The sequence below is a fragment of the Roseibium salinum genome, from assembly GCF_026240905.1.
GTDB classification, from domain to species: domain Bacteria; phylum Pseudomonadota; class Alphaproteobacteria; order Rhizobiales; family Stappiaceae; genus Roseibium; species Roseibium salinum.
In genome coordinates, this window is sequence record NZ_JAPEVI010000001.1 from 21,213 (window position 1) to 40,454 (window position 19,242).

Annotated in this window: 21 protein-coding genes; 10 read left to right on the plus strand and 11 right to left on the minus strand. The window is 60.7% G+C overall.

The genetic code is table 11. From position 1 onward, the window contains the following. Window positions 1-164 precede the first annotated feature (164 nt). Window positions 165-944: a FadR/GntR family transcriptional regulator gene (locus ON753_RS00110; protein WP_265960516.1), complete on the plus strand. Its 780-nt coding sequence runs from the start codon at window positions 165-167 to the stop codon at window positions 942-944. Window positions 945-1,273: 329 nt separating this feature from the next. Here the strand turns inward: ON753_RS00110 and ON753_RS00115 are convergent, their stop codons facing one another. The 8 genes from ON753_RS00115 to ON753_RS00150 all read right to left on the minus strand — a co-directional run bounded on the left by ON753_RS00115 (window position 1,274) and on the right by ON753_RS00150 (window position 7,888). Continuing rightward, window positions 1,274-2,248: a dipeptidase gene (locus tag ON753_RS00115; RefSeq protein WP_265960517.1), complete on the minus strand. Its 975-nt coding sequence runs from the start codon at window positions 2,246-2,248 to the stop codon at window positions 1,274-1,276. A gap of 87 nt (window positions 2,249-2,335) precedes the next feature. Continuing rightward, complete coding sequence (locus ON753_RS00120; RefSeq protein WP_265960518.1) at window positions 2,336-3,049, minus strand: ABC transporter ATP-binding protein; 714 nt, start codon at window positions 3,047-3,049, stop codon at window positions 2,336-2,338. After that, the gene (locus tag ON753_RS00125) at window positions 3,042-3,806 is read right to left on the minus strand and encodes an ABC transporter ATP-binding protein (RefSeq protein ID WP_265960519.1); all 765 of its coding nucleotides are present in this window, start codon (window positions 3,804-3,806) and stop codon (window positions 3,042-3,044) included. The genes ON753_RS00120 and ON753_RS00125 overlap by 8 nt, the downstream gene beginning before the upstream one ends. Before the next feature lie 5 nt (window positions 3,807-3,811). Then, window positions 3,812-4,780, minus strand: coding sequence for a branched-chain amino acid ABC transporter permease (locus ON753_RS00130; protein ID WP_265960520.1), 969 nt, complete (start codon window positions 4,778-4,780; stop codon window positions 3,812-3,814). Window positions 4,781-4,791: 11 nt separating this feature from the next. Next, entirely contained in the window at window positions 4,792-5,661 is an 870-nt protein-coding gene (locus ON753_RS00135) for a branched-chain amino acid ABC transporter permease (RefSeq protein WP_265960521.1), read from the minus strand. Window positions 5,662-5,744: 83 nt separating this feature from the next. After that, on the minus strand, window positions 5,745-6,920 hold the full coding sequence (locus ON753_RS00140) for an ABC transporter substrate-binding protein (RefSeq protein ID WP_265960522.1): 1,176 nt from the start codon (window positions 6,918-6,920) through the stop codon (window positions 5,745-5,747). Window positions 6,921-6,985: 65 nt separating this feature from the next. Then, complete coding sequence (locus ON753_RS00145; protein ID WP_265960523.1) at window positions 6,986-7,606, minus strand: TetR/AcrR family transcriptional regulator; 621 nt, start codon at window positions 7,604-7,606, stop codon at window positions 6,986-6,988. 87 nt (window positions 7,607-7,693) lie between these two features. After that, window positions 7,694-7,888 carry a hypothetical protein gene (locus ON753_RS00150; RefSeq protein ID WP_265960524.1) on the minus strand — a complete coding sequence of 65 codons (195 nt, stop codon included), beginning with the start codon at window positions 7,886-7,888 and terminating at the stop codon, window positions 7,694-7,696. A gap of 121 nt (window positions 7,889-8,009) precedes the next feature. Between ON753_RS00150 and ON753_RS00155 the strand changes: the two genes are divergently transcribed. The 5 genes from ON753_RS00155 (at window position 8,010) to ON753_RS00175 (ending at window position 13,437) form a co-directional block, all read left to right on the plus strand. Further along, the gene (locus tag ON753_RS00155; protein WP_265960525.1) at window positions 8,010-8,939 is read left to right on the plus strand and encodes a LysR substrate-binding domain-containing protein; all 930 of its coding nucleotides are present in this window, start codon (window positions 8,010-8,012) and stop codon (window positions 8,937-8,939) included. Window positions 8,940-9,093: 154 nt separating this feature from the next. Then, window positions 9,094-10,593, plus strand: coding sequence for an amidase (locus ON753_RS00160; RefSeq protein ID WP_377047329.1), 1,500 nt, complete (start codon window positions 9,094-9,096; stop codon window positions 10,591-10,593). 1 nt (window position 10,594) lies between these two features. Beyond that, the gene (locus ON753_RS00165) at window positions 10,595-11,878 is read left to right on the plus strand and encodes a TRAP transporter large permease (protein WP_265960527.1); all 1,284 of its coding nucleotides are present in this window, start codon (window positions 10,595-10,597) and stop codon (window positions 11,876-11,878) included. Between the two features lie 20 nt (window positions 11,879-11,898). Next, window positions 11,899-12,873 carry a TRAP transporter substrate-binding protein gene (locus tag ON753_RS00170; protein WP_265960528.1) on the plus strand — a complete coding sequence of 325 codons (975 nt, stop codon included), beginning with the start codon at window positions 11,899-11,901 and terminating at the stop codon, window positions 12,871-12,873. Window positions 12,874-12,918: 45 nt separating this feature from the next. Next, window positions 12,919-13,437: a TRAP transporter small permease gene (locus ON753_RS00175; protein WP_265960529.1), complete on the plus strand. Its 519-nt coding sequence runs from the start codon at window positions 12,919-12,921 to the stop codon at window positions 13,435-13,437. Between the two features lie 264 nt (window positions 13,438-13,701). Here ON753_RS00175 and ON753_RS00180 read toward each other — a convergent pair whose 3' ends face one another. Further along, entirely contained in the window at window positions 13,702-14,082 is a 381-nt protein-coding gene (locus tag ON753_RS00180) for a winged helix-turn-helix transcriptional regulator (RefSeq protein WP_265960530.1), read from the minus strand. A 153-nt stretch (window positions 14,083-14,235) separates the two neighbouring features. On the opposite strand from ON753_RS00180, the gene ON753_RS00185 reads away from it, so the two are divergent. The 4 genes from ON753_RS00185 (at window position 14,236) to ON753_RS00200 (ending at window position 16,855) form a co-directional block, all read left to right on the plus strand. Further along, window positions 14,236-14,847: an NAD(P)-dependent oxidoreductase gene (locus ON753_RS00185; RefSeq protein ID WP_265960531.1), complete on the plus strand. Its 612-nt coding sequence runs from the start codon at window positions 14,236-14,238 to the stop codon at window positions 14,845-14,847. Between the two features lie 66 nt (window positions 14,848-14,913). Next, a complete protein-coding gene (locus tag ON753_RS00190) occupies window positions 14,914-15,558 on the plus strand; it encodes a DsbA family protein (protein WP_265960532.1) in 645 nt (214 codons plus the stop codon). Between the two features lie 35 nt (window positions 15,559-15,593). Beyond that, window positions 15,594-15,917: a MoaF-related domain-containing protein gene (locus tag ON753_RS00195; protein WP_265960533.1), complete on the plus strand. Its 324-nt coding sequence runs from the start codon at window positions 15,594-15,596 to the stop codon at window positions 15,915-15,917. 44 nt (window positions 15,918-15,961) lie between these two features. Then, on the plus strand, window positions 15,962-16,855 hold the full coding sequence (locus ON753_RS00200; RefSeq protein WP_265960534.1) for an MBL fold metallo-hydrolase: 894 nt from the start codon (window positions 15,962-15,964) through the stop codon (window positions 16,853-16,855). A gap of 206 nt (window positions 16,856-17,061) precedes the next feature. Here the strand turns inward: ON753_RS00200 and ON753_RS00205 are convergent, their stop codons facing one another. Continuing rightward, complete coding sequence (locus ON753_RS00205) at window positions 17,062-18,672, minus strand: tripartite tricarboxylate transporter permease (protein WP_265960535.1); 1,611 nt, start codon at window positions 18,670-18,672, stop codon at window positions 17,062-17,064. Continuing rightward, complete coding sequence (locus ON753_RS00210) at window positions 18,672-19,238, minus strand: hypothetical protein (protein ID WP_265960536.1); 567 nt, start codon at window positions 19,236-19,238, stop codon at window positions 18,672-18,674. Before ON753_RS00210 ends, ON753_RS00205 begins: the two co-directional genes overlap by 1 nt. Between the last annotated feature and the right edge of the window lie 4 nt (window positions 19,239-19,242).

The window sequence follows — 19,242 nt, forward strand, 5'->3', positions numbered from 1 at the left end:
CGGTGACTGTCATCGGGCACGCTTGATTGTTTTCAGAAAAAGGCAATGAAAATCGAACGGTTTTGGCAAAAAGGACAAGTTGGTACTGGAAATTGCTGGGCGATCTAGCCTATCTTTGACCTGTTACACAGGATTGATGAACGCGCGCGAGGCCGGGAGGAAAAATGAACGACACAGGACAAGCGAAACCCTTGCTGGAGCCCGAGCGTGCGGTGACAGCGGCGCGAACCCGTGTCAGCCTGATCGCCGACGGATTGCGCCGCGACATTCACGAGGGCCGCTTTCGCCCCGGGGACAGATTGCCAAGCGAAGCCGAACTGACCCGCCAGCATTCGGTAAGCCGCACCGTGGTGCGTGAAGCCGTGGCCCTGTTGCGCTCAGAGGGGCTGGTTGAGGCCCGAAAGGGGTCAGGTGTGTTCGCGCTGAATCCTGCGGACGCACAGCGGCGGCCGTTCTCGGATCTCGACGTGGAACGGCTCTCCAGCGTGATTGAGCTGTTCGAACTGCGCAGCGCCTTCGAGATAAGGGCCGCCGCACTTGCCGCCGCCCGCCGTTCGGCAGCGCAGATCGAAGCGATCGTCGCCGCGCACGAGGCTGTGGCTGCCGTGTTCGACAACAATCAATCCACCCGGCAAGCCGATTTCGAGTTTCATTATGCGATTGCAGAGGCCTCACAGAACAAGCGCTTCCCTGAATTTCTGTCGCTGATCCGGCCGGGCATCGTGCCCAGGGTCGAGCTGGAAGTCGGCGGTGGCGTGCCACGGACCTATGTTCCCAACCCCGATCTTATCCGGGAACACGAGAAAATCGTCGAGGCGATCTTCGACGCGGATCCGGACCGTGCCGAGCAGGCCATGAAGTTGCATCTGGAAGGCAGCCTTCAGCGCTATCGCGATATGTTACGGCACAATTCAGAAAGAGAAAGACAAGGCAGCCGCCTCTGAACGGGACGTCAAAAAGAACTCGGTGGGCTCAGGCCGTGCGCTTCGCAAAGTTCCACCGAATTCGCGTTTCGCAGATTTCGCCTGGACGATTGTCTGCTGGTCCTTGGCGGCATGCCAGCGTTTGTCGCAGTCTGCCCGAACTGTCCAGGGCAGTCCTTCCGTCTCCGCGATCAGGAGCGCGCTGGCCAGCCGGGCAAGTTCTTCGTCAGGTAATGTTGCCGTCCCTGCTCACCCAAGCGCCTTACGGCCATGTTGGATTGAACCACGCCGGTACATAGCCGTTGTTCGCACCCGATCTTCCGTAGGCCGGTCTCAGCAAGGCGCACCCATCACAGCACGCGGTCGAGCAGATCAAGCCAGTTCCCGCCCATTACCTTGCGGATGCGGGTTTCCGTCCAGCCGGCCTTTTCCATGGCCCCCGTCAAATTGGGATAATCGGCGATGGATTCCAGCCCGTCGGGAAAATCGACCTTCCAGAATTCTGTGAGCTGGCGGCCGACGCCCTTGTCCCGATTGAGATATTCAAAGAACGGTGTGCCATATCCCATGGTGAAGTCGGTTCCGAAGCCGACCTGATCCTCTCCAACGAGGTTGATGATGTAGTCAATCGCTTCGACGTAGTCGTCCACCGTGGAGTCATTGCCACGGCGCAGGAAGGGCGGAAACATCGTAACGCCGACAAAACCCTCGTGGTCGGCGATGAAACGGAGTTGTTCATCGGATTTATTCCGCGGATGCTCTTTCAAACCGCTCGGCAGGCAATGGCTGTATGCGACCGGCTTCTTCGACGCGAGGATAACATCCCGCGATGTGTTCGGCCCTACATGGCTGAGATCGCACAGCATGCCGACCCGGTTCATTTCAGCAACCACATCGTGTCCGAAGTCGGACAGTCCGCTGTCCCGGCTCTCATAGCAACCGCATCCCACCAGGTTTTGGGTGTTATAGGTCATCTGAACGATGCCGATGCCTTGCTCCTTGAAGATCTCGATGAACTCTAGGCGGTCCTCGAAAGCGGTCGTATTCTGGAATCCCAGAACGATTGCCGTCTTGCCGTCGTTCTTGGCCTGGCGGATGTCATCGGCGGTGCGGGCCTTTACAAGCCGGTCCGGATATTTGGCAAAGTACCTGTTCCATTCACCTATGTTCAGCATCGTGTCGCGAAAATTCTCCCAAACGGAGCAAGTGCAGTTGGCAGCCGTCAGGCCGCCGCGCTGCATGGCGTCAAAAACCTCTTCGCCCCATTTGGAAATGATCAGTCCGTCAAAGACGATCAGGTCATCGTGCAGGTTTCCGGTGCTCATTTGGCGTTTCCTTTGTTTTCAAACTTTAGATCCACCTGCTTCGAGGCCATTCGCGCAAAAAGCAGAAAATTCAATCATGTCATGCTGTTAGAGATAGATATTGCGGACAATTGCATCGTGGTCGCCGGCCATGGCGGCAACATCGCCACCGTCGACAACCTGGCCATCGCGAAGAACGATGAAGCGGTCGGCGGCCCGGAATGCCAGGTTGAGGTTTTGCTCAACCATCAGCATGGTCACGCCTTCACTCTTGAGCTGGTCCATGATGCTGGCGATTTCCGCGCAAAACTGCGGGGAAAGCCCACCGGACGGTTCATCCAGCAGCAATATCAAGGGGTTCGACATCAACGCGCGCCCGATGGCTACCATCTGCTGCTCGCCCCCGGAAAGGGTTCTCGTTGCCTGACGCCGCCGCTCGGCCAGACGCGGGAAGCGTTCATAGATCGCGGCAAGGGATTGCGTGGCCCCGCCCTTGCCGCGCTGCATCGCGCCGAGCCTCAGGTTGTCTTCAACCGACAGATCGGGAAAAAGGTCGCGGCCCTGTGAAACCTGGGCGACGCCATGTTTGAAAATGGCGTGTGGCTCCTCGCCTGCCAGGTCGGTTCCGTTCAGCATGATCGAGCCGGAAACGGGATTGACAAACCCGCAGATCGCATTCAGCGAGGTCGACTTGCCCGAGCCGTTCGCGCCGAGCAGCGTCAGGCATTCGCCTTTGCGCACATCATAGCTGGCCCCGCGCAAAATGGCTTTTTTGCCATAGCTCACGTGGAGGTCGGTGATTTTCAGCAATACATCATGCATGACCGAGGTAAGCCTCCAGAACCGCCTTGTCCGACCGGATTTCCTCCGGTGTCCCTTCTGAAATCCGGGTGCCCGCCGCCATGACCAGGATCCGGTCGGCCGCCGCCATCACCAGCTCGACCGCATGTTCGATAAGCAGAATGCCGACCCCCTTCTCACCGGAAAGCCGTTTGATGATCTCCATCATCTGCTGTCGGGCAACGGGAGACAGTCCCACTGCGGGTTCGTCGAGCAGCAGAACCGGTGGTTCGCTTGCCACCGTCCGGACAATTTCAACGATCCGCTGCTGTCCGCCGGACAGGTCGCCCGCCGGTGTGCCGGCCATGTGGTCCATGCTCATGAGCTTGAGCAGGTCACGCGCCTTTTCACGTGTTTCGATCTCGGCTTCCACGGCCTTCCTGCGGCCAAGAAGAACATCGAAAAACGTGCCCGGCGTTTGCGTGTGCAGGCCGGTCATGACGTTTTCAAGAACGGTCAGCGCAGGAAACAGGCCTCCATTCTGGAACGTCCGCCGCAACCCTTTTTCGGCAATCGCATGCGGTGAACAATGGACGATCTCGGCATCTTCCAGCAGAACTGAACCTGCGGTTGGACGGGCATAGCCTGATATCGCATTGAACAGCGTGGTCTTGCCGGCGCCGTTCGGACCGATCACGGCGCGTACCTGTCCCGCTTCAAGTTCAAATGAGACATTGTCGAGCGCTTTCAGGCCGGAAAAGTGAACACTGAGACCTTCGACTTTGAGCAATGACGTCATCGGCGTCAGTCCCTGTGATAGCGTTGTTGGAAGATCGGGGAAAAACGGGCAAGCAGGCTGGCCAGTCCTTTGGGCATGACCAGAAGCACGACCATCACGATGACGCCGAAGAAGATTTCCTCCATGCCCGGAAAGGCGCGCACGTATTCCGGAAGAGCCGTCAGTGCGACAGCTCCCAGCACGGCCCCGACAACGGAGCCGAGCCCGCCGACAAGCACCATCGCAAAATTGACGATCAATTGAGTGAGGCCAAAGGATTCCGGGAACACCCTGCCCGTATGAAGCGCGAACATCGCACCTGCGATGCCGACGATAAAACCCGACCACATGAAGGCCGTTACGATGATCTGAGACGTGGGAATGCCGAGAGAGGCCGTTGCGATTTCGTTTTCGCGCACGGCAATGATCGCCCGGCCGATGCGGGAGCGCAGCAGATTGACGGTTCCGGCGACCAGCAGGCACGTGATGGCCAGAAACACATAGAACTGAACAGTGCCAGAGGACAGGGCGAGCCCGAAATCACGCCCGCGCGGCACCGGCAGACCGTCCGTGCCGCCTGTCAGTGCGCCGGCATGGGTGTAAAACCAGCGCATGAGTTCACCGAACGCCAGCGTTACGATGGCCAAGTAGTAAAGACGGATACCGCGCAACGCGGCTGCAGAAGCAAGGAATCCTCCAAGCGCACCGGCCAATCCGGCAATCGGGATGGTGGCGAGCCAGGGCAGGCCCAGGCTGGTGCTGGCTATGGCCGACGCGTAGGCGCCAATTCCGAAAAAGGCCGTATTTGCAAATGCAAGTTGGCCGAGATTGCCGATCACGACCGAGAAGCCCAATGTCACCAGTGTGTAGATGAGCATCGCGTTTGCGATGAACTGGGTATAGGGATTGGTCAGCAACGGAAGAGCGAGCGCAATCAGCGGCACCAGCCAGAATATCCGCCTGCGTTTTGAAAGAGTCCCGGTGGCAGTTTGCATGAAATCCAACCTCAGACTTTCACAACGACCTTGCGGCCAAACAAGCCGCGCGGACGGATAAGCAGAACGGCGATGATCAGGAGATAGGCGGTAATATCGATCAGGGTCGTGTCGATATAAGCCCCGGCATATTGCTCGGCCACACCCAGCAGCAGGCCGCCCAAAACAGCGCCTGCCAAAGACCCGAAACCACCAAGTGTCATGGCTGCGAACCCTTTGATGAGAAAACTTGCGCCAAGGTCCGGGTGAAGCAGGGAGATCGGCGCAATCAGAACGCCGGCGACGGCACCGAGCGCTGCTCCCACACCCCAGCTGAAATTGTGAAAGCGTTCGACATTGATGCCGATCAGGCGCGCGCCCCGTTCCGACTGATAGACGGCCTGTACCATCTTGCCGACATCGGTAAAGTGCAGAACGGTAAAGAACACCACGAGCAGCACAGCGACGATGGAGATGATGAACAGGGCATCTCCGGTAATCACGACGGAGCCGATGAATATCGGCTCGATGTCGAAGACGCGCGGCATGGGAAGCACTTCGCGTCCCCAAACCGTTCTGGCTATCCCGCGGAGCATGAAGCCGAAGGAAATGCTCATCAGCGCAAGCCCGATGTGCGGTCCACCCCGGATTGGCCGGACCAGCCCACGACTGAAGGCGACACCAATAAGGAACATCACCGCAATGGCGACAAGGCTGGCCGGAAGAAACGCGACGCCGATTGCCACAACCAGCACATAGGTGAGAAACGCACCTGCCATGACGAAATCGCCGTGACCAAAGCTGACGATGGTCGTGGAACGATAGACGACGGTAAGTGACAAGGCGATCAGTGCATAGATTGCGCCCTGAGACACACCGCTGAGAGTGAGCTGCAGAAACATGAGGCCTTTTCCGTAAGTTGTCTCGGGCTGACCCGGATAGTCGGGGCCGATCCCGCGGCCCCGCTATCAGCTTTGAACAAGGCTCAGTACGGTGTGCCCCAGGCCTTCAGAACCGTCGGCTCGCCGTCGACGAAACCAGCAACTGCCGAACTTTTGACCCCGCGACGTTCTTCCGGAGACCAGGTGATGGGCGAGGAGAGAATGCCTGTATCAAGGGCCTTGATCTTGTCGAGTTCGGCGATGAGCTTTGCACGGGTCAGATCAGGCCCTGCGGCCTTCAACGCCTCGACAAGCGCCACGCCCGATCCGATCGAGATATAGGAGAAGTTCGTCAGCGCCTCATCCGGATAGTATTTGTGGATCATGTCGGCCCACTTCTTCAGGAGCGGTCCGTCCAGATTGTCGACATATGAATGCAGGACGAAGTAGTTCTGGACGGTGTCGAGGTCTCCGACCCGCTTCAGCGTGTTTTCGAGATCCGTTCCCGCCGTTCCCATGACCGGTATATCCAGCCCGTACTTTTTCATGTCGCGCAGAAAGATCGCCGTTTCAGCCTCGTAAAGCGCACCGATGATGAAGTCGGGATTGGCCTGGCGCAGCTTCAGAACCTGGGCAGTCGCATCGGTCTGTCCACGCTCCATGACGAGTTCGGCGACGGGCTCAACGCCATTTTCCTTTAGATAAGCTCTGGCCGGATTGGTGTAGGAATGTGCCCAGTCGTTCGAGTGTTCGACGATTGCGACATTCTTGGTGCCCGGTTTGGACAGGACGAAAGCAGCCATCGCTTCACCATTGGTGTTGCCGGTTGGCACGCCATGGAAAATGTTCTTGACCGGTGGGACGGAAATCGTGTCGCTGACGGCATGCGCCACGATCCAGGGAAGGCCCGCCTCGACGATATCCGGCTTGATGGCAATAGCAGCACCGCTGCAGGAGTTCCCGTGCAGCATGAAGACTTCGTCCTGATAGATTAGCTTCTTGGCGGCGGCCAGTGCCTTGGCGGGGTCGCACGCGGTATCCTCTTGAACCGCGACGAGTTTACGGCCGTGGATGCCGCCCTCGTCGTTGATCATCTGGAAATAGGCCATCAGGCCGATTTCGGCTTTGCTGTAGGATGATGCGTTGCCACTGAACGGTCCCATCACACCGATCTTGATCGCATCGTCGGTCAGACCCGTTGTTTCATCCGCAGCTGCCGAACCGGTTGCGGCGAGCGTGAGCCCTACGAGCAATCCAAGTTTCTTCAGTTTGAATTTCATGTCATTCCCCTCTTTTCGAGCTTTAGTTCGACACTTACAAACAGTTCATCCTGTTTTTTTATTAGTCAGGCCGCTACCTCCGTCACGGGCGTCACGTAAGCACGCAACATGCTTTTGATCGCCTGCAACATTTCAGCGAAATAATGGGTCTCCTTTCTGAGCACGGCCTGTACCGCCATGCCCCGGAACACATTCATCACCAGGTTCATCGCAACGCGCGAGGAAATCGACTTCTCATCGGCGGCGGTGAAAGTGGCCTCCCAGGCGGCTTCGAAACGAGCATGCAGATCAAGGATGAGCGGCTCGAGACGCTTGCGCAGATCCTGATCACCCCGAGCGGCGACGATGATCTCCAGCGACGCATAGAACCACGTCCCGTTCAGCATTTCCGCCCAGAGCTTTTCCAGAAAGGTATCCAGATCATAGCTCCCCGTCCGGAGCCCGGCGGCAAGCTTTTCGATATCATCTGCAAAGCCGTCGAACATGGCCTCGGTTGCTGCGACGATAAGATCGATCTTGCCTGGATAGTGATGTGTCTGGGCCCCGCGGGAAACCCCGGCCCGCTGCACGATGCCAGGAGTGCTGGTGTTCGCATAGCCGACCTCCAGAAGCGAGGCGATTGTTGCCTGGTGAAGAAGCCGCCGTGTTTCGGCGCTACGCTCGTCCTGTGTCCGCCGTCGCGTCATCTTTCCTGCCCTACAAACATACAGGTCAGTATGTATCTTTCTGAAGGTCTGTCAATAAACCAGAGAGGGAGACCAAAAATTGTTCCCTCAGACACGGAAATTCGATGTGATCCGGCGCGGATGATTGCGATCGCGTTGCAAATAATCTGATTTCAGTCGCAATTTATGTGAGTTTGAATGCGGCTTCTGGATCTCGCACACCACTGCCAGCATGCCCTTGTCGGCGAGCTTGTCTTCCTCGTCGATGGTCAGGGGGTGTTCGAAGTCATCGCCGAGAGCCATGATCGCTTCGCCGCTTCACATCCATGCACGTTACACCTACTGCGCCGCTTGCATTGATTGTAGTGCGCGCGGCGCTCTGCTGATATGGGTTGGTGATCGGGCAAAAGAGGGATCCAAGCCATTGAATGCCGATGACATTCGGAAAGTGCTGACTGTCCGGCATCTGCGCCTGATTGCGGCTCTGTCGGAACTTGGGCTGGTGTCGAAGGTTGCCGACAAACTCAGCTTGACGCAGCCGACCGTGTCGAAACAGATTTCCGAACTGGAGCGGCTTATCGAAGCGCCGATTGTGACCCGACGCCGTAACCGGCTGCTTTTGACGGCAATCGGCCAGCGGTTAGCCGATCACGCGCGCCAGGTTCTGGGTCAGATAGACCGCGCAGCCTTTGACATCACTGCCATGGCCAGCGGCGTATCCGGGGCAGTCTCGATAGGTGCTGTCAGTTCGGTCGCGCCGATAATCCTGCCCGACGCCATCGCTCTCTTGAAACGAAGCGCCCCAGAGGCAAGCGTCGCCGTGCTGGACGGTCATTTCGTCTCACTATTTCCGATGCTGGAAGCCGGCTCGATCGACCTCCTGATCGCGCGGGTCTGGCATCCGCAGAACCTGCCCGAGATCGAACAGAAGGTGCTGTTACGGGAACCGGTCGTTGTTGTCGCCGGTCAAGATCATCCGTTGACGCGCAAGGCCAGGCTTGACTGGTCCGTGGTTGTGGACTGGCCCTGGATCATGCCACCACCGAACTCGGTGGCACGTCGGGCGGTGGATGCACTCTTTGCCGAGCAGGGACTGACCTTGCCGGTCAACATGATTGCATCGCTTTCACTGTCCCTGAACCTGGAAATCCTGCGCACCATGCCGGCGCTCAGCCTGTTTCCGCAAAGCCTTGCCCGAAATCACATGCTGCGTGGCGACCTGGTCGTCTTGCCGCTCGATACGCGCGGGTTTCTATCGGAAGCTCGCTGCTTCTGGAGGCCGGAAAGGCGCGCGACCAACAGCACCTTCGACCTGTTCCTGAAATGCCTCGATCAGACACGGGTCGATGGATAACTATTCCTTTTATCAATAGTCTTGGGCGAACAATTCATTATTTCTGGCGCCATGCCGCCGATATCATGAAGTGCAGGAAAGTTTCAATGGGAGGAATTCGGCGCGTTTATCGCCGGATTTGCAATCGGTGATGAAGGACGCAACCTTATCCGAAATGACGGTGACTGCGCTAATCGCAGGCTTCGCCGCGCGCGCCTTCACGCCGAGCGAACTACTTGAGGCCTGCCTGGACCGCATTTCACGCCTCAATCCGGCGATCAACGCACTCACCGCCTTCGCCACCGAGCGAGCCGTTGCCGAGGCTGCCCACGCCAGCCGCCGCTGGCAGCAAGGCACACCGCTGGGACCGCTTGACGGTATACCGATCGGCGTGAAGGACCTTCAGGACGCCGAAGGCCTTCCCACCACCCATGGCAGTCCTCGCTTCCGTTTCGGCGCGGCCAAATCCGACCTGCCGATGGTGGCGAGGCTGCGCCATGCCGGTGCCATCGTGCTGGCGAAAACCAACGTTCCCGAATTTGGCGCGGGCGCCAATACCCTCAATCCCGTCTGGGGCGCCACTGGCAACCCGTTCGATCCGAGACTGACGGCGGGCGGCTCCTCGGGCGGCTCGGCGGCAGCGCTGGCGGCCGATCTGGTACCGCTCTGCACCGGGTCGGATACTGGAGGCTCGCTACGGGTGCCGGCGGCGCTTTGCGGGGTGGTTGGATTCAGGCCCTCGGCCGATCTCATTGCCCATCCGACCCGCCCGATGGGCTGGTCGGCGATTTCCGTACTCGGGCCGATGGCCCGCAACATGGAAGACATGTTGCTCATGTTGCGCGCTTGCGCCGGCGGCAATATCGACGATCCGCTGTCCTGCTCAACAGCGGCTGAGCGGGTGACGAAACTCCCCGACATGCCACTTCAATCGCTGCGCCTCGGCGTCAGCGAGGATTTCGGCGGCCTGCCGCTGGATCCCGCAATTCGCGAGACCTTTCGCGCCCGCGTGGCGGTTATCGCTCCACATGTCGCCGAATGCCGCCCCATAGACCTGAATCTCGGTGAGATGGACAGTGCCTTCGACATCCTGCGCGCTGAAAGCTTTCTTGCCGCGTTCGACGATGCGCACCGTGAAGCACCGGAGGCCTTCGGTCCCCACGTGACCGCCAACCTCAACCTTGGCCGGACAATGACCCTGACCGACCGAGGCTGGGCGCATGCCGAACAGACGCGAATTCTTCGCCGCTTCAACGCCCGGATGGCCGGGCTCGATGCGGTCCTGCTGCCCACGGCCCCGGTCTCGCCCTTTCCCTGGACGCAGTCGCATGTTTCCGAAATCGACGGCCAGAAAATGGACATCTACTACCGCTGGTTAGCCCTCACGTATCGCGGTTCGCTAATGGGTGGGCCCTCGATTGCCCTTCCGGCCGGACGCGGCCCACAGGGCTTGCCCTTCGGTCTGCAACTGCTCGGCCCCGTATGCGGCGATGCCCGGCTGCTCGCGGCCGCCCGCGCCGTCGAGGCGCTTCTGGAGCAGGACAGTGAGACAGCCCGTCCACGTCCCGACCCGGCTCGCCTGGTGCCGCCTCCGGTTGATCTCCGCGCCATCGTCACCCACCCGCCGAGCACCGGCCACACCATCGGCCATGACAATCTGGGAACGGCGGTCTGACATGTGGCTGATCCCGATCATATTCGTGATCCTGCTGATCAGCGGCACCGCCTTTGCCTATCTCATGGGAGCCGTCTCGGTGGTGGCATTCGTCGCCGCCGGCAAGGCGCAATACCTTTCAGTCCTGCCGCAACGTATCTTTGCCCAGCTCGACGTTTTCGCCTTCATGGCAATGCCGCTCTTTATCCTGACCGCCGAGATCATGTCACGCGCCGGCGTCACCCGCAGCTTGATCGACTTCTCGCTTTCCGTGGTCGGCCGTTTCAAGGGCGGGCTCGGTCACGTCAACATACTCACCAGCGTATTCTTCGCCGGCATCTCCGGTTCCGCCATCGCTGACAGTGCAGCGCTCTCCCGCACCTTTGTGCCGGCGATGGAGGCAAAGGGCTACGACCGCTACTATGCCGGTGCAATCACTGCCGCCTCGTCGATGATCGGGCCAATCATCCCGCCCTCGATCATCATGATCATCTATGGTGGACTTACCGGTGCTTCCGTGGCCGCACTCTTCGTCGCGGGGATCATCCCCGGACTGCTGCTGGCCGCCGCGCTGATGGTGCTGAACGCAATCATAGCCGTGCTGCGCAATCACCCCGGCGGCAGCGCCGATGACGCCCCTGCGTTTTTGCCCAGCCTGATCAAGGCCACCCCGGCACTCTGTCTGCCGATAGTGATCCTCGGTTCCTTGGTGTTCGGGCTGGCGACACCGACCGAAGGCTCGGCTATTGCGGTGCTGGTGGCGCTGATCGCGGGCCAGGCCTATGACGGGCTTAGCCGCGCTGCGCTGGTCGACGCCCTGGAGGCAACCGCCCGAATGACAGGCGCGATCTTCATCATCCTCGCGGCGATCTCGGTGCTGGGCTATCTCGCCGGTCAAATGGGCTGGCCGAGCGCGCTTGCCGACTGGGTGGAAAGCATCGGTCTCACTGGAACCCGCTATCTCTTTTTCCTGATCGGCATCTTTCTCGTCGCCGGCATGTTCATGGATACGCCCGTGGCGCTGACTTTGCTGATCCCGCTCTTCGTGCCGCAGGCGGTGGCCCAGGGGATCGATCCGGTGCATCTCGGCATCGTGCTCTGCTTCAACCTCTGTATCGGGCTGATAACACCGCCTCTGGGCAAATGCCTGGTGGTCGTCGCGGCGCTTACCCGGCTCAACTACTGGCGACTGGCCTATGCCACGTTGCCCTTCATTGCCGTCCAGGTGCTTTTGTTGCTGGCGCTGGCCTACTGGCCATCGATCAGCCTCACCTTGCCGCGCCTGACCGGATTTTCGGTCAACTGACATCCAACCGGGAGGAAAACATGAAACTCATCGCTCTGACACTTGCGGCCCTCATGGCCGTGGCTAGCACTGCTTCGGCGGAAGTGAAGATTGCGCTCGACACCAAGCCCGATCTGGAAACCTCGGGGTCCTATAACTGGGCCTATGCCTTCGGTAATGCGCTGAAGGCGGCCGGTATGGAGGTGCGCGAACTGCCCCGTGGCGCCGTCGGCAACGAGGCAGAAAAATTCGACCAGGTTTCTACCGGGTTGCTGGAAGTTTCGCTCTCCGACGTTCGCGCGGTAGCACAGGTCGATCCCTTCATCTACGGAGTCCGGCTGCCGTATATCTTCGACGACGTCGCGCATATGGATCGCGTGGTGGCCGAGGGCAACATATTCGAGCGAGTGAATAAATCCATCGCCAACCAGGACGTGAAGCTGCTGGCGCTGGTGCCGTTGGGGCCCTCGTCCGGCATCATCACCACAACAGCCGTGGTGCGCAAACCCGAGGACATGTCTGATCTGAGAATGCGGGCGCTCGACGATGCCCAGATCGCAATGTACAGGGCTTGGGGCTCGACCGGCACCGTCGTCGCCTGGGGTGAGGTCCCCTCCGGTCTGCAGACCGGTGTAATTGACGGTTATCTTAACTCGCCCTTCGTGCCGATCATGTTCGGCCAGACCGATTTTGTGAAGAACTTCTCCGATGCCGGGGTAATCATCCCGCTGCGCGCCGTTCTCGTATCAAAATCCTGGTATGACGGGTTATCGGAGAGCGACCGCGCCGCCGTCGATACGGCAGTGAAAACCGCCGATGCGGCCACCAGGACATGGCTTGGAAGTGCCACCAATTCCGCGCTCGCGGCACTGGAGGCGAAGGGCGTCACCGTCCAAAGGCTGTCGCCCGAGGAACGTGATGCCTTTCGCAAGCTGTCGGAGCCGGTCTATCATTCCGGCCTGTTGCCCGAGGAAGACGTGAAGGTCTGGACCGAGGTCTCGGCCAAAACCCGCTGACCTCACCAATCCGTCTCCCGTCGGCTCGACCATGAGGACACCGCAATGAAACATCTGATCCTGAGCCTCGACGCGGCCTTGCACGCAGTGGCGCGACGCGCCGCGGTGCTGACGTTGGCGCTGATGTTTCTGACCGTGATGATCCAGGTGATAGCTCGCTACGCGTTCTCGGCTCCGCCGGTCTGGACCGAGGACGTGGCGCGCTACATGATGGTTTGGACCGGACTGTTGGGTGCCACACTGTCGTTCAAGGCGCGAGCGGATGCGGTGCTGATGTCAAGTGTGTTTCCGGACCGCCCGCATGGCCTCGGGCTTTTGGCCGAAGCGATCCAGGCCGCAGCAGTGCTCACCTTCATCCTGCCCGTGCTGTACTTCTGCTTCATCGGTCTGCGTGGCGGTTTCGCCAAGGGTTATCTTGCGCGGCAGGCGGGGCTGACCGCCGATACGTTGGGCATCCCGATGGCCTGGATAGCGGTCATCGTGCCGATTGCGATGCTGGTCATCCTGGTCCACCTCGCCGCCCGTTGGGCGGAACAGCCGACGAAGTTCGGAGGCCACGGATGAGTACGCAAACGATGTGAACCGCGACCCTGATCCGTTTTCATGATTTCCGGTGGGCCGAATAAATGGAGCGCAAGGTTCATTTCGCTCTCGCCCTTCGGCGTGTAGTACCCAAGACGAGCGCGAGATCGACAGCAGCGAACATTGTTTGCTGACCGACAGGCTATCACAATCGAAAACGCAATCCGTCGCTATGGCAAGTCATACGGACACTGATATTGAAGCCACTCACCTTTCGCCAGGATGGAAGACGGTATCAAGGACGGCTTATTTGGCATTTGCCAGATAACTCGCACGCGCTTCGCAAATTGCGCGGTGATGTTCATCGGCCCAGGCGATAAGCTCCTTCATAGGCACCAGAAACGAACGGCCAAGGTCCGTGAGCTCGTATTCGACGCGCGGCGGAACTTCCGGGTAGAGCGTGCGCCGGATAAACCCGTCTTCCTCCAGGGACTTCAGGGTCTTGGAGAGCATCTGCTTGGAGATGTCGCCGATGGCCCGGTTGATCGCGCTGAAGCGCATGGTGCCGTGTTCCAGGACCTGAAGGATGAGCAGGCTCCACTGGTCGCCAATCCTGTCGAGAACATCCCGGATCGGACAGGGCTGCTCAAAGACGAAGGGAATGGCGATGAGATTGTCCTGATCCACGTTGGATACTCCTTGGTTCTGCGGGCCAGGTGGTCACGCCGGGCTGACCTGATCACATGACGATGACGTCTTGCAGTCCGCTCCCAATACTATAAATGACGACCAAGGTCTAGAATATAGACTTGATCTCAAACCAGAACGTTAGGGAGAATAATGGCAAAAATCGCTCTCATCGGCGCCTCCGGCAACGCCGGCTCACGCATTCTCAAGGAACTCTCGGATCGCGGCCATGCGGTGACTGCCATCGCCCGCAACCCGGAAAAAATCGCAGCACTGCCGGGTGTGACCGCGCTCAAGGGCGATGCACAAGACGGCGCCGCCCTGGCCGGACTGGTTCGCGGCCATGACGCTGTGGTCAGCTCGACGCGCTTCACCGGCACGGATTTCACGATCATCACCGATGCCCTGCGCAAGGCGGGTGTCACGCGATATCTCGTCGTCGGCGGCGCAGCCAGTCTTGAAGTCGCTCCCGGCAAGCGCCTGCTGGATCAGCCGGAATTCCCGGAGGCCTATAAAGAAGAGGCCACCAACGGCGCGGCAACTCTCGACTACCTGCGCAGCCTCGACGACCTCGACTGGACCTTCCTCTCCCCCTCCGCGATGTTCGTGCCCGGCGAGCGGACCGGCAACTTCCGGCTTGCCAAGGACGAACTGCTGAGCGGTGAAAACGGATCGAGCATTTCCTTTGAGGATTACGCCATCGCCATGGTGGACGAGATCGAACAGCCCAAGCACATCCGCCAGCGCTTCACGGTCGGATACTGAGCCAGAGCTGGCAGCGGACCCCCGCCGTTGCCACGCCCCTCGCCACATAAGCAAGAGCCAACTCCCATGAGCAAAACAATCCGCCTCACCTATCTTTTCGATCCGCTCTGCGGCTGGTGCTATGGCGCCGCCCCGGCCATCGAAACCCTGATGCAGCAGGACGATATCACCGTCACCGCCCTGCCCTCCGGCCTCTTCGCCGGCGCAGGAGCCTTCCCGATGAACGCCGGTTTCGCGGCCCATGCCTGGCAGGCCGACCAGCGGATCGCCCAGCTTACCGGCCAGACGTTCAGCGAGATTTATCGCAAAAACGTTCTGGAAAGCGGGGCTGGAAAAGTCGATTCCGGCCCGGCCAACCTGGCCCTGAGCGCCGTGCATCTGACCACGCCCGAGCGGGAATTCGAAGCGCTGACGGCAATACAGAGCGCCCGCTATGTCGATGGACGTGACAATGGTGATGCGGCGGTGATCGGCAGTGTCCTCACCGGCCTCGGGCTCGGCGATGCCGCCAAGCGCTTTGCCGCACCCGACGCGGAATTGCTGAAGTTCAACAAGAGCCGGATTGAAACCGCGCAGGCCGAGATGCGCCGCTTCGGAGCCAGCGGCGTGCCCACCCTCGTTGCGGGCGAAGGGGCCGGGGCTCGCGTCGTCGGTTCGAACGCGCTCTACGGCAAACCCGATGCATTGATCGCGGCTCTGCGCGCCGCCTGAGCGCCAGAAAACACCAAAAAGGTACGTCCAACAATATGACCGACACCGCCTTCCCTGCCCTGGGCCATACCTACAAAGCCGATTATGGCAACCCAGTCTTTCGCGTGGAATTCAATGCCGATGGCAAGACCCTGCGTTGGGCGCCCTTCGACGCCGATGATTTCGAGGCCGTGGCAACCACCGAAAGCTACCAGGCAACCTACATCCGCCCCGGTGTTTTCATGGTGACCTGGCAAGAGGCCGACGGCGTCACCGTCACCCATGTCGAGGATTTCGAGAATGGCATCGTGCATGGCGCCATTACCATGCCCGACAAGACCTTCCTCACCCTCAAGGGCGACTGGCTTCGGCTGGACTGATCCTCGCTCTTCAATGCGCCCTCTCAAAACCGTGGAGAATCCTCATGTTTACACGTAGAACCGTCTTGAAAACCACACTGACCGCCGGAGCCGCTGCGATGCTGTCTCCGCTGCCCGCCCTGGCGCAAACCGCCTTGACCTGGGAGTCCTTTCCGGCCGACGACACCGGCTTTTTGCGAGCGCCCGTGTTGGTCAAGGGCAGCACCGAAGCGGTGCTGATCGACGGCGGCTTCACCCTGTCGGACGGTCAAGCCGTGGCCGACGCGATCAAGGCCACAGGGCTGGTATTGACCACCGTCTATGTCAGCGTCAATGACCCCGATTACTATTTCAGCCTGGCCCCGATCAAGGCCGCCTTCCCTGCGGCCCGCATCATCGCCGCACCTGACACGGTCGCCCTGATCAAGGAAAAGGTCGCCGGAAAGATCGAGGCCTGGGGGCCGCAACTGGGCGAGAACGGGCCGCAATCGGTGGATGAGGCGGTGATCCCCGAGGCCTCCGACGTCAACACGCTTTCTGTCGATGGCGAGGTGATCGAGATCGTCACCATTGCCGACATGACAGACCGTCGCTACCACTGGGTGCCCTCGCTGGAGGCTGTGTTCGGCGGGGTTCTGGTCTACGGCGGGCTGCATCCCTGGATCGCCGATGTGCCCAAACCCGAGGATCGCGCCGCCTGGGTCCGTGCGCTCGACGAGATCATCGCGCGTAACCCAAAGGTGGTCGTGCCCGGCCATATGGCCGAGGGCTGGCCGAGCGACGTGTCCGGCGTCACCTTCACCCGCGATTACCTCATCGCCTATGAGGAAGAATTCGCCAGGGCGAAGGACAGCGCCGAGCTCATCGCAGCGATGAAAAAGCGCTACCCCGATGCCGGTCTGGATATTGCCCTTGAGATCGGTGCAAAGGTCGCCAAGGGCGAGATGAAATGGGGCTGAGCCGGCAGATAGAGGAATCCTCGGTTAGCCCGGTATAAACATTTCCGGCGTTCAAATGAAACGCGCCGAAATGCAACTCTGCCCGGCGTCCGTGCCGGGCAGAGCTCGCCCTGGTTCGCGCACTGCCCTCGACTTTGAAAAGGGCGATTCCGAAGTCGCCTAAGAGATTCCGGCCACCCGGATCTTACCTGCTCCCTGTCAGAGCATTAGGAACGTGTTGCAGGCGGTGAAATGGGTGCCGCCCGCGCGCCTCGGAACGAAAAGGCGACCACGGTTACCGCCAGGGCCATGAAGACCGCGGCGATCGGGCTGGTGAACAGGAAGAACGGGTCGCCGCCGGTGGCCGCAAAGGCCTGACGCGCCGTCTGTTCCAGGTTGCCGCCCAGGATAAACGCGATCACGAAGGGCAGCGGCGAAAGGTCGAGCCGCCGCATCAGGTAGCCCAGGATGCCGAATGCCACCGCGAACCACATGGCCGCCATGCTCGCCTCCTCCACGTAGATCGCGGTGAGCGTGAGAAGCAGGACGATGGGCATCAGGATGTGCTTGGGAGCCTTGGACATCACACCGACCGATCGCATGAAAACGCCGCCGATGGTCCAGTTCAACAGGTTCGCAAACATCATCGCAGTGAACAGGCCGAAGGCGATCACCAGTTCCGGGTTCACCACGTCAGGGTTCCAGCGGAAGACCGACGGGCCCGGATTGAAGCCGCCGATGCTGTCGGCCGCGAGGATCAGGAAGACCGCGGCGGCGTTGCCCGGGATACCCAGCGAGAGAACGGGGATCAGGTTGGCCCCCGAGACGGCGCTGTTCGCGGCCTCCGTCGCGGCGACGCCCTCCGGCGCACCCTTGCCGAATGGGGTGCTCGCGCCGCCCTGCTTCGCGTGCAGACGGCCACCCGCTGCATAGCCCAGCATCGCCGCGAGCGTCGAGCCAATGCCGGGAAGCGCTCCGATGGCCGTGCCAATCAAGGCGGAGCGCCCGATATAGGGCGCGAGCCGCCGGATGTCGGCCCAGTGAAGGCGCTGGTCGCCGCGCGGCTCCACGCTGGGCGCGGGGCGGGTCTGCCGGCGCTCCATCCAGAGATCCTCGAAACTGCGAAAGACCTCTCCCAGGATCAGCACGCCGAGGATCACCGTGGCCACCGGGAACCCCTCGGCAAGCGTCCGTGTACCGAAGCTGAGGCGAGGATAAAAATCCTCTCCAGTACCGATATAGGCGACCAGCAAGCCGAGACCCATGGAGATCAGTCCCTTGCCCACCGACCGCCCGATCACCGAGGAAATGAAGGCGAGCGACAGGATCAGCAGTGCCGTCTTCTCAGGGAGGTCGAGATAGGCCTCCACCATCACCGCGAGGAACGGCGCACAGAGGATCAGCATGATGTCCGAGAATGTGTCGCCCGCGGCGGAGGAAAAATGCGCCACCCTGAGCGCCTTGCCCCCCTGTCCGTTCAGCGCCATCGGGTGACCGTCGAGCGTGGTCATGTAGGCGTCGGGCGTGCCAGGCGTGTTGAACAGGATCGCCGGCACTGCGCCGCCCACCGTCGCACCCTTCATCACGCCGATCAGAAAGCCCAGCACCGGCAGCAGTGCGCTGGGCGTGAAGCCGAAGATCGAGATCAGGATCGGCAGCGAGATCGCCATTGCCATCGGCCCGGCCAAGCCCGGCGTGGCCCCCACCACGATGCCCAGCAGGAAGCCCAGCAGGATCATCACCGGCGTCACCGGGATACCGTATCCGGCCAGCGAGACGAGGTCGGGGCCCTGGAACACCGCCAGGATCCCCATCCAGATATAGTCGGCGATCTCCATCAGACGTCTCCGTTGGGCGGCAGGAGAAGGTCATCGAAGGGCAGGTCGTAGAGCGCTGCCAGAAGCACCACCGCGACCAGGGCGATCAGCACGGTGCGCCACCTGAGCCGCCCTTCCATGGCCGCGATCAGCCCCGCGATCAACGCTCCGCCGCCCAGCACGAAACCGAGATATTTCCAGGGGGCGGTGTCGCGCAGCGCGCGGTACGAGAGCTCCTGCCCCGTCGCCGCGTCGGCCAGCGCTACAACCGCCGGGCCGGTCCAGCGCATGAGCGCGAAAGAGATGGCGAAGAAGGCAAGCAGCAGGCCGAGAAAGGCAAGGTTGCGGAGCGAAAGCCCGACCCCTTCCAGTCGTCGCCCGAACAACGTCATGAGAGCTCCGAGCAGGATGACTCCGGCGGCGATGGTAGGGGCGAGCGCGTCGCCGATGGTCACCCGCCGCCGCGCCTGCTCGGTGATCCCGGTGCCGCTGTCGGCGGGAATCCAGGCCAATGCGGCGAGTAGGGCGATGGCTATGCACAAGAGCGCCAGCCAAGTGTCCGTGCGGCTGCGAAAGGGCGATATCATGGAA

What these genes read in the sequence shown, in the direction of transcription:
- ON753_RS00110 (WP_265960516.1), top strand. Translation starts at nt 165, where the DNA reads ATGAACGACACAGGACAAGCGAAACCCTTGCTGGAGCCCGAGCGTGCG.
- ON753_RS00115 (WP_265960517.1), bottom strand. Translation starts at nt 2,248, where the DNA reads ATGAGCACCGGAAACCTGCACGATGACCTGATCGTCTTTGACGGACTG.
- ON753_RS00120 (WP_265960518.1), bottom strand. Translation starts at nt 3,049, where the DNA reads ATGCATGATGTATTGCTGAAAATCACCGACCTCCACGTGAGCTATGGC.
- ON753_RS00125 (WP_265960519.1), bottom strand. Translation starts at nt 3,806, where the DNA reads ATGACGTCATTGCTCAAAGTCGAAGGTCTCAGTGTTCACTTTTCCGGC.
- ON753_RS00130 (WP_265960520.1), bottom strand. Translation starts at nt 4,780, where the DNA reads ATGCAAACTGCCACCGGGACTCTTTCAAAACGCAGGCGGATATTCTGG.
- ON753_RS00135 (WP_265960521.1), bottom strand. Translation starts at nt 5,661, where the DNA reads ATGTTTCTGCAGCTCACTCTCAGCGGTGTGTCTCAGGGCGCAATCTAT.
- ON753_RS00140 (WP_265960522.1), bottom strand. Translation starts at nt 6,920, where the DNA reads ATGAAATTCAAACTGAAGAAACTTGGATTGCTCGTAGGGCTCACGCTC.
- ON753_RS00145 (WP_265960523.1), bottom strand. Translation starts at nt 7,606, where the DNA reads ATGACGCGACGGCGGACACAGGACGAGCGTAGCGCCGAAACACGGCGG.
- ON753_RS00150 (WP_265960524.1), bottom strand. Translation starts at nt 7,888, where the DNA reads ATGGCTCTCGGCGATGACTTCGAACACCCCCTGACCATCGACGAGGAA.
- ON753_RS00160 (WP_377047329.1), top strand. Translation starts at nt 9,094, where the DNA reads ATGACGGTGACTGCGCTAATCGCAGGCTTCGCCGCGCGCGCCTTCACG.
- ON753_RS00165 (WP_265960527.1), top strand. Translation starts at nt 10,595, where the DNA reads ATGTGGCTGATCCCGATCATATTCGTGATCCTGCTGATCAGCGGCACC.
- ON753_RS00170 (WP_265960528.1), top strand. Translation starts at nt 11,899, where the DNA reads ATGAAACTCATCGCTCTGACACTTGCGGCCCTCATGGCCGTGGCTAGC.
- ON753_RS00175 (WP_265960529.1), top strand. Translation starts at nt 12,919, where the DNA reads ATGAAACATCTGATCCTGAGCCTCGACGCGGCCTTGCACGCAGTGGCG.
- ON753_RS00185 (WP_265960531.1), top strand. Translation starts at nt 14,236, where the DNA reads ATGGCAAAAATCGCTCTCATCGGCGCCTCCGGCAACGCCGGCTCACGC.
- ON753_RS00190 (WP_265960532.1), top strand. Translation starts at nt 14,914, where the DNA reads ATGAGCAAAACAATCCGCCTCACCTATCTTTTCGATCCGCTCTGCGGC.
- ON753_RS00195 (WP_265960533.1), top strand. Translation starts at nt 15,594, where the DNA reads ATGACCGACACCGCCTTCCCTGCCCTGGGCCATACCTACAAAGCCGAT.
- ON753_RS00200 (WP_265960534.1), top strand. Translation starts at nt 15,962, where the DNA reads ATGTTTACACGTAGAACCGTCTTGAAAACCACACTGACCGCCGGAGCC.
- ON753_RS00205 (WP_265960535.1), bottom strand. Translation starts at nt 18,672, where the DNA reads ATGGAGATCGCCGACTATATCTGGATGGGGATCCTGGCGGTGTTCCAG.
- ON753_RS00210 (WP_265960536.1), bottom strand. Translation starts at nt 19,238, where the DNA reads ATGATATCGCCCTTTCGCAGCCGCACGGACACTTGGCTGGCGCTCTTG.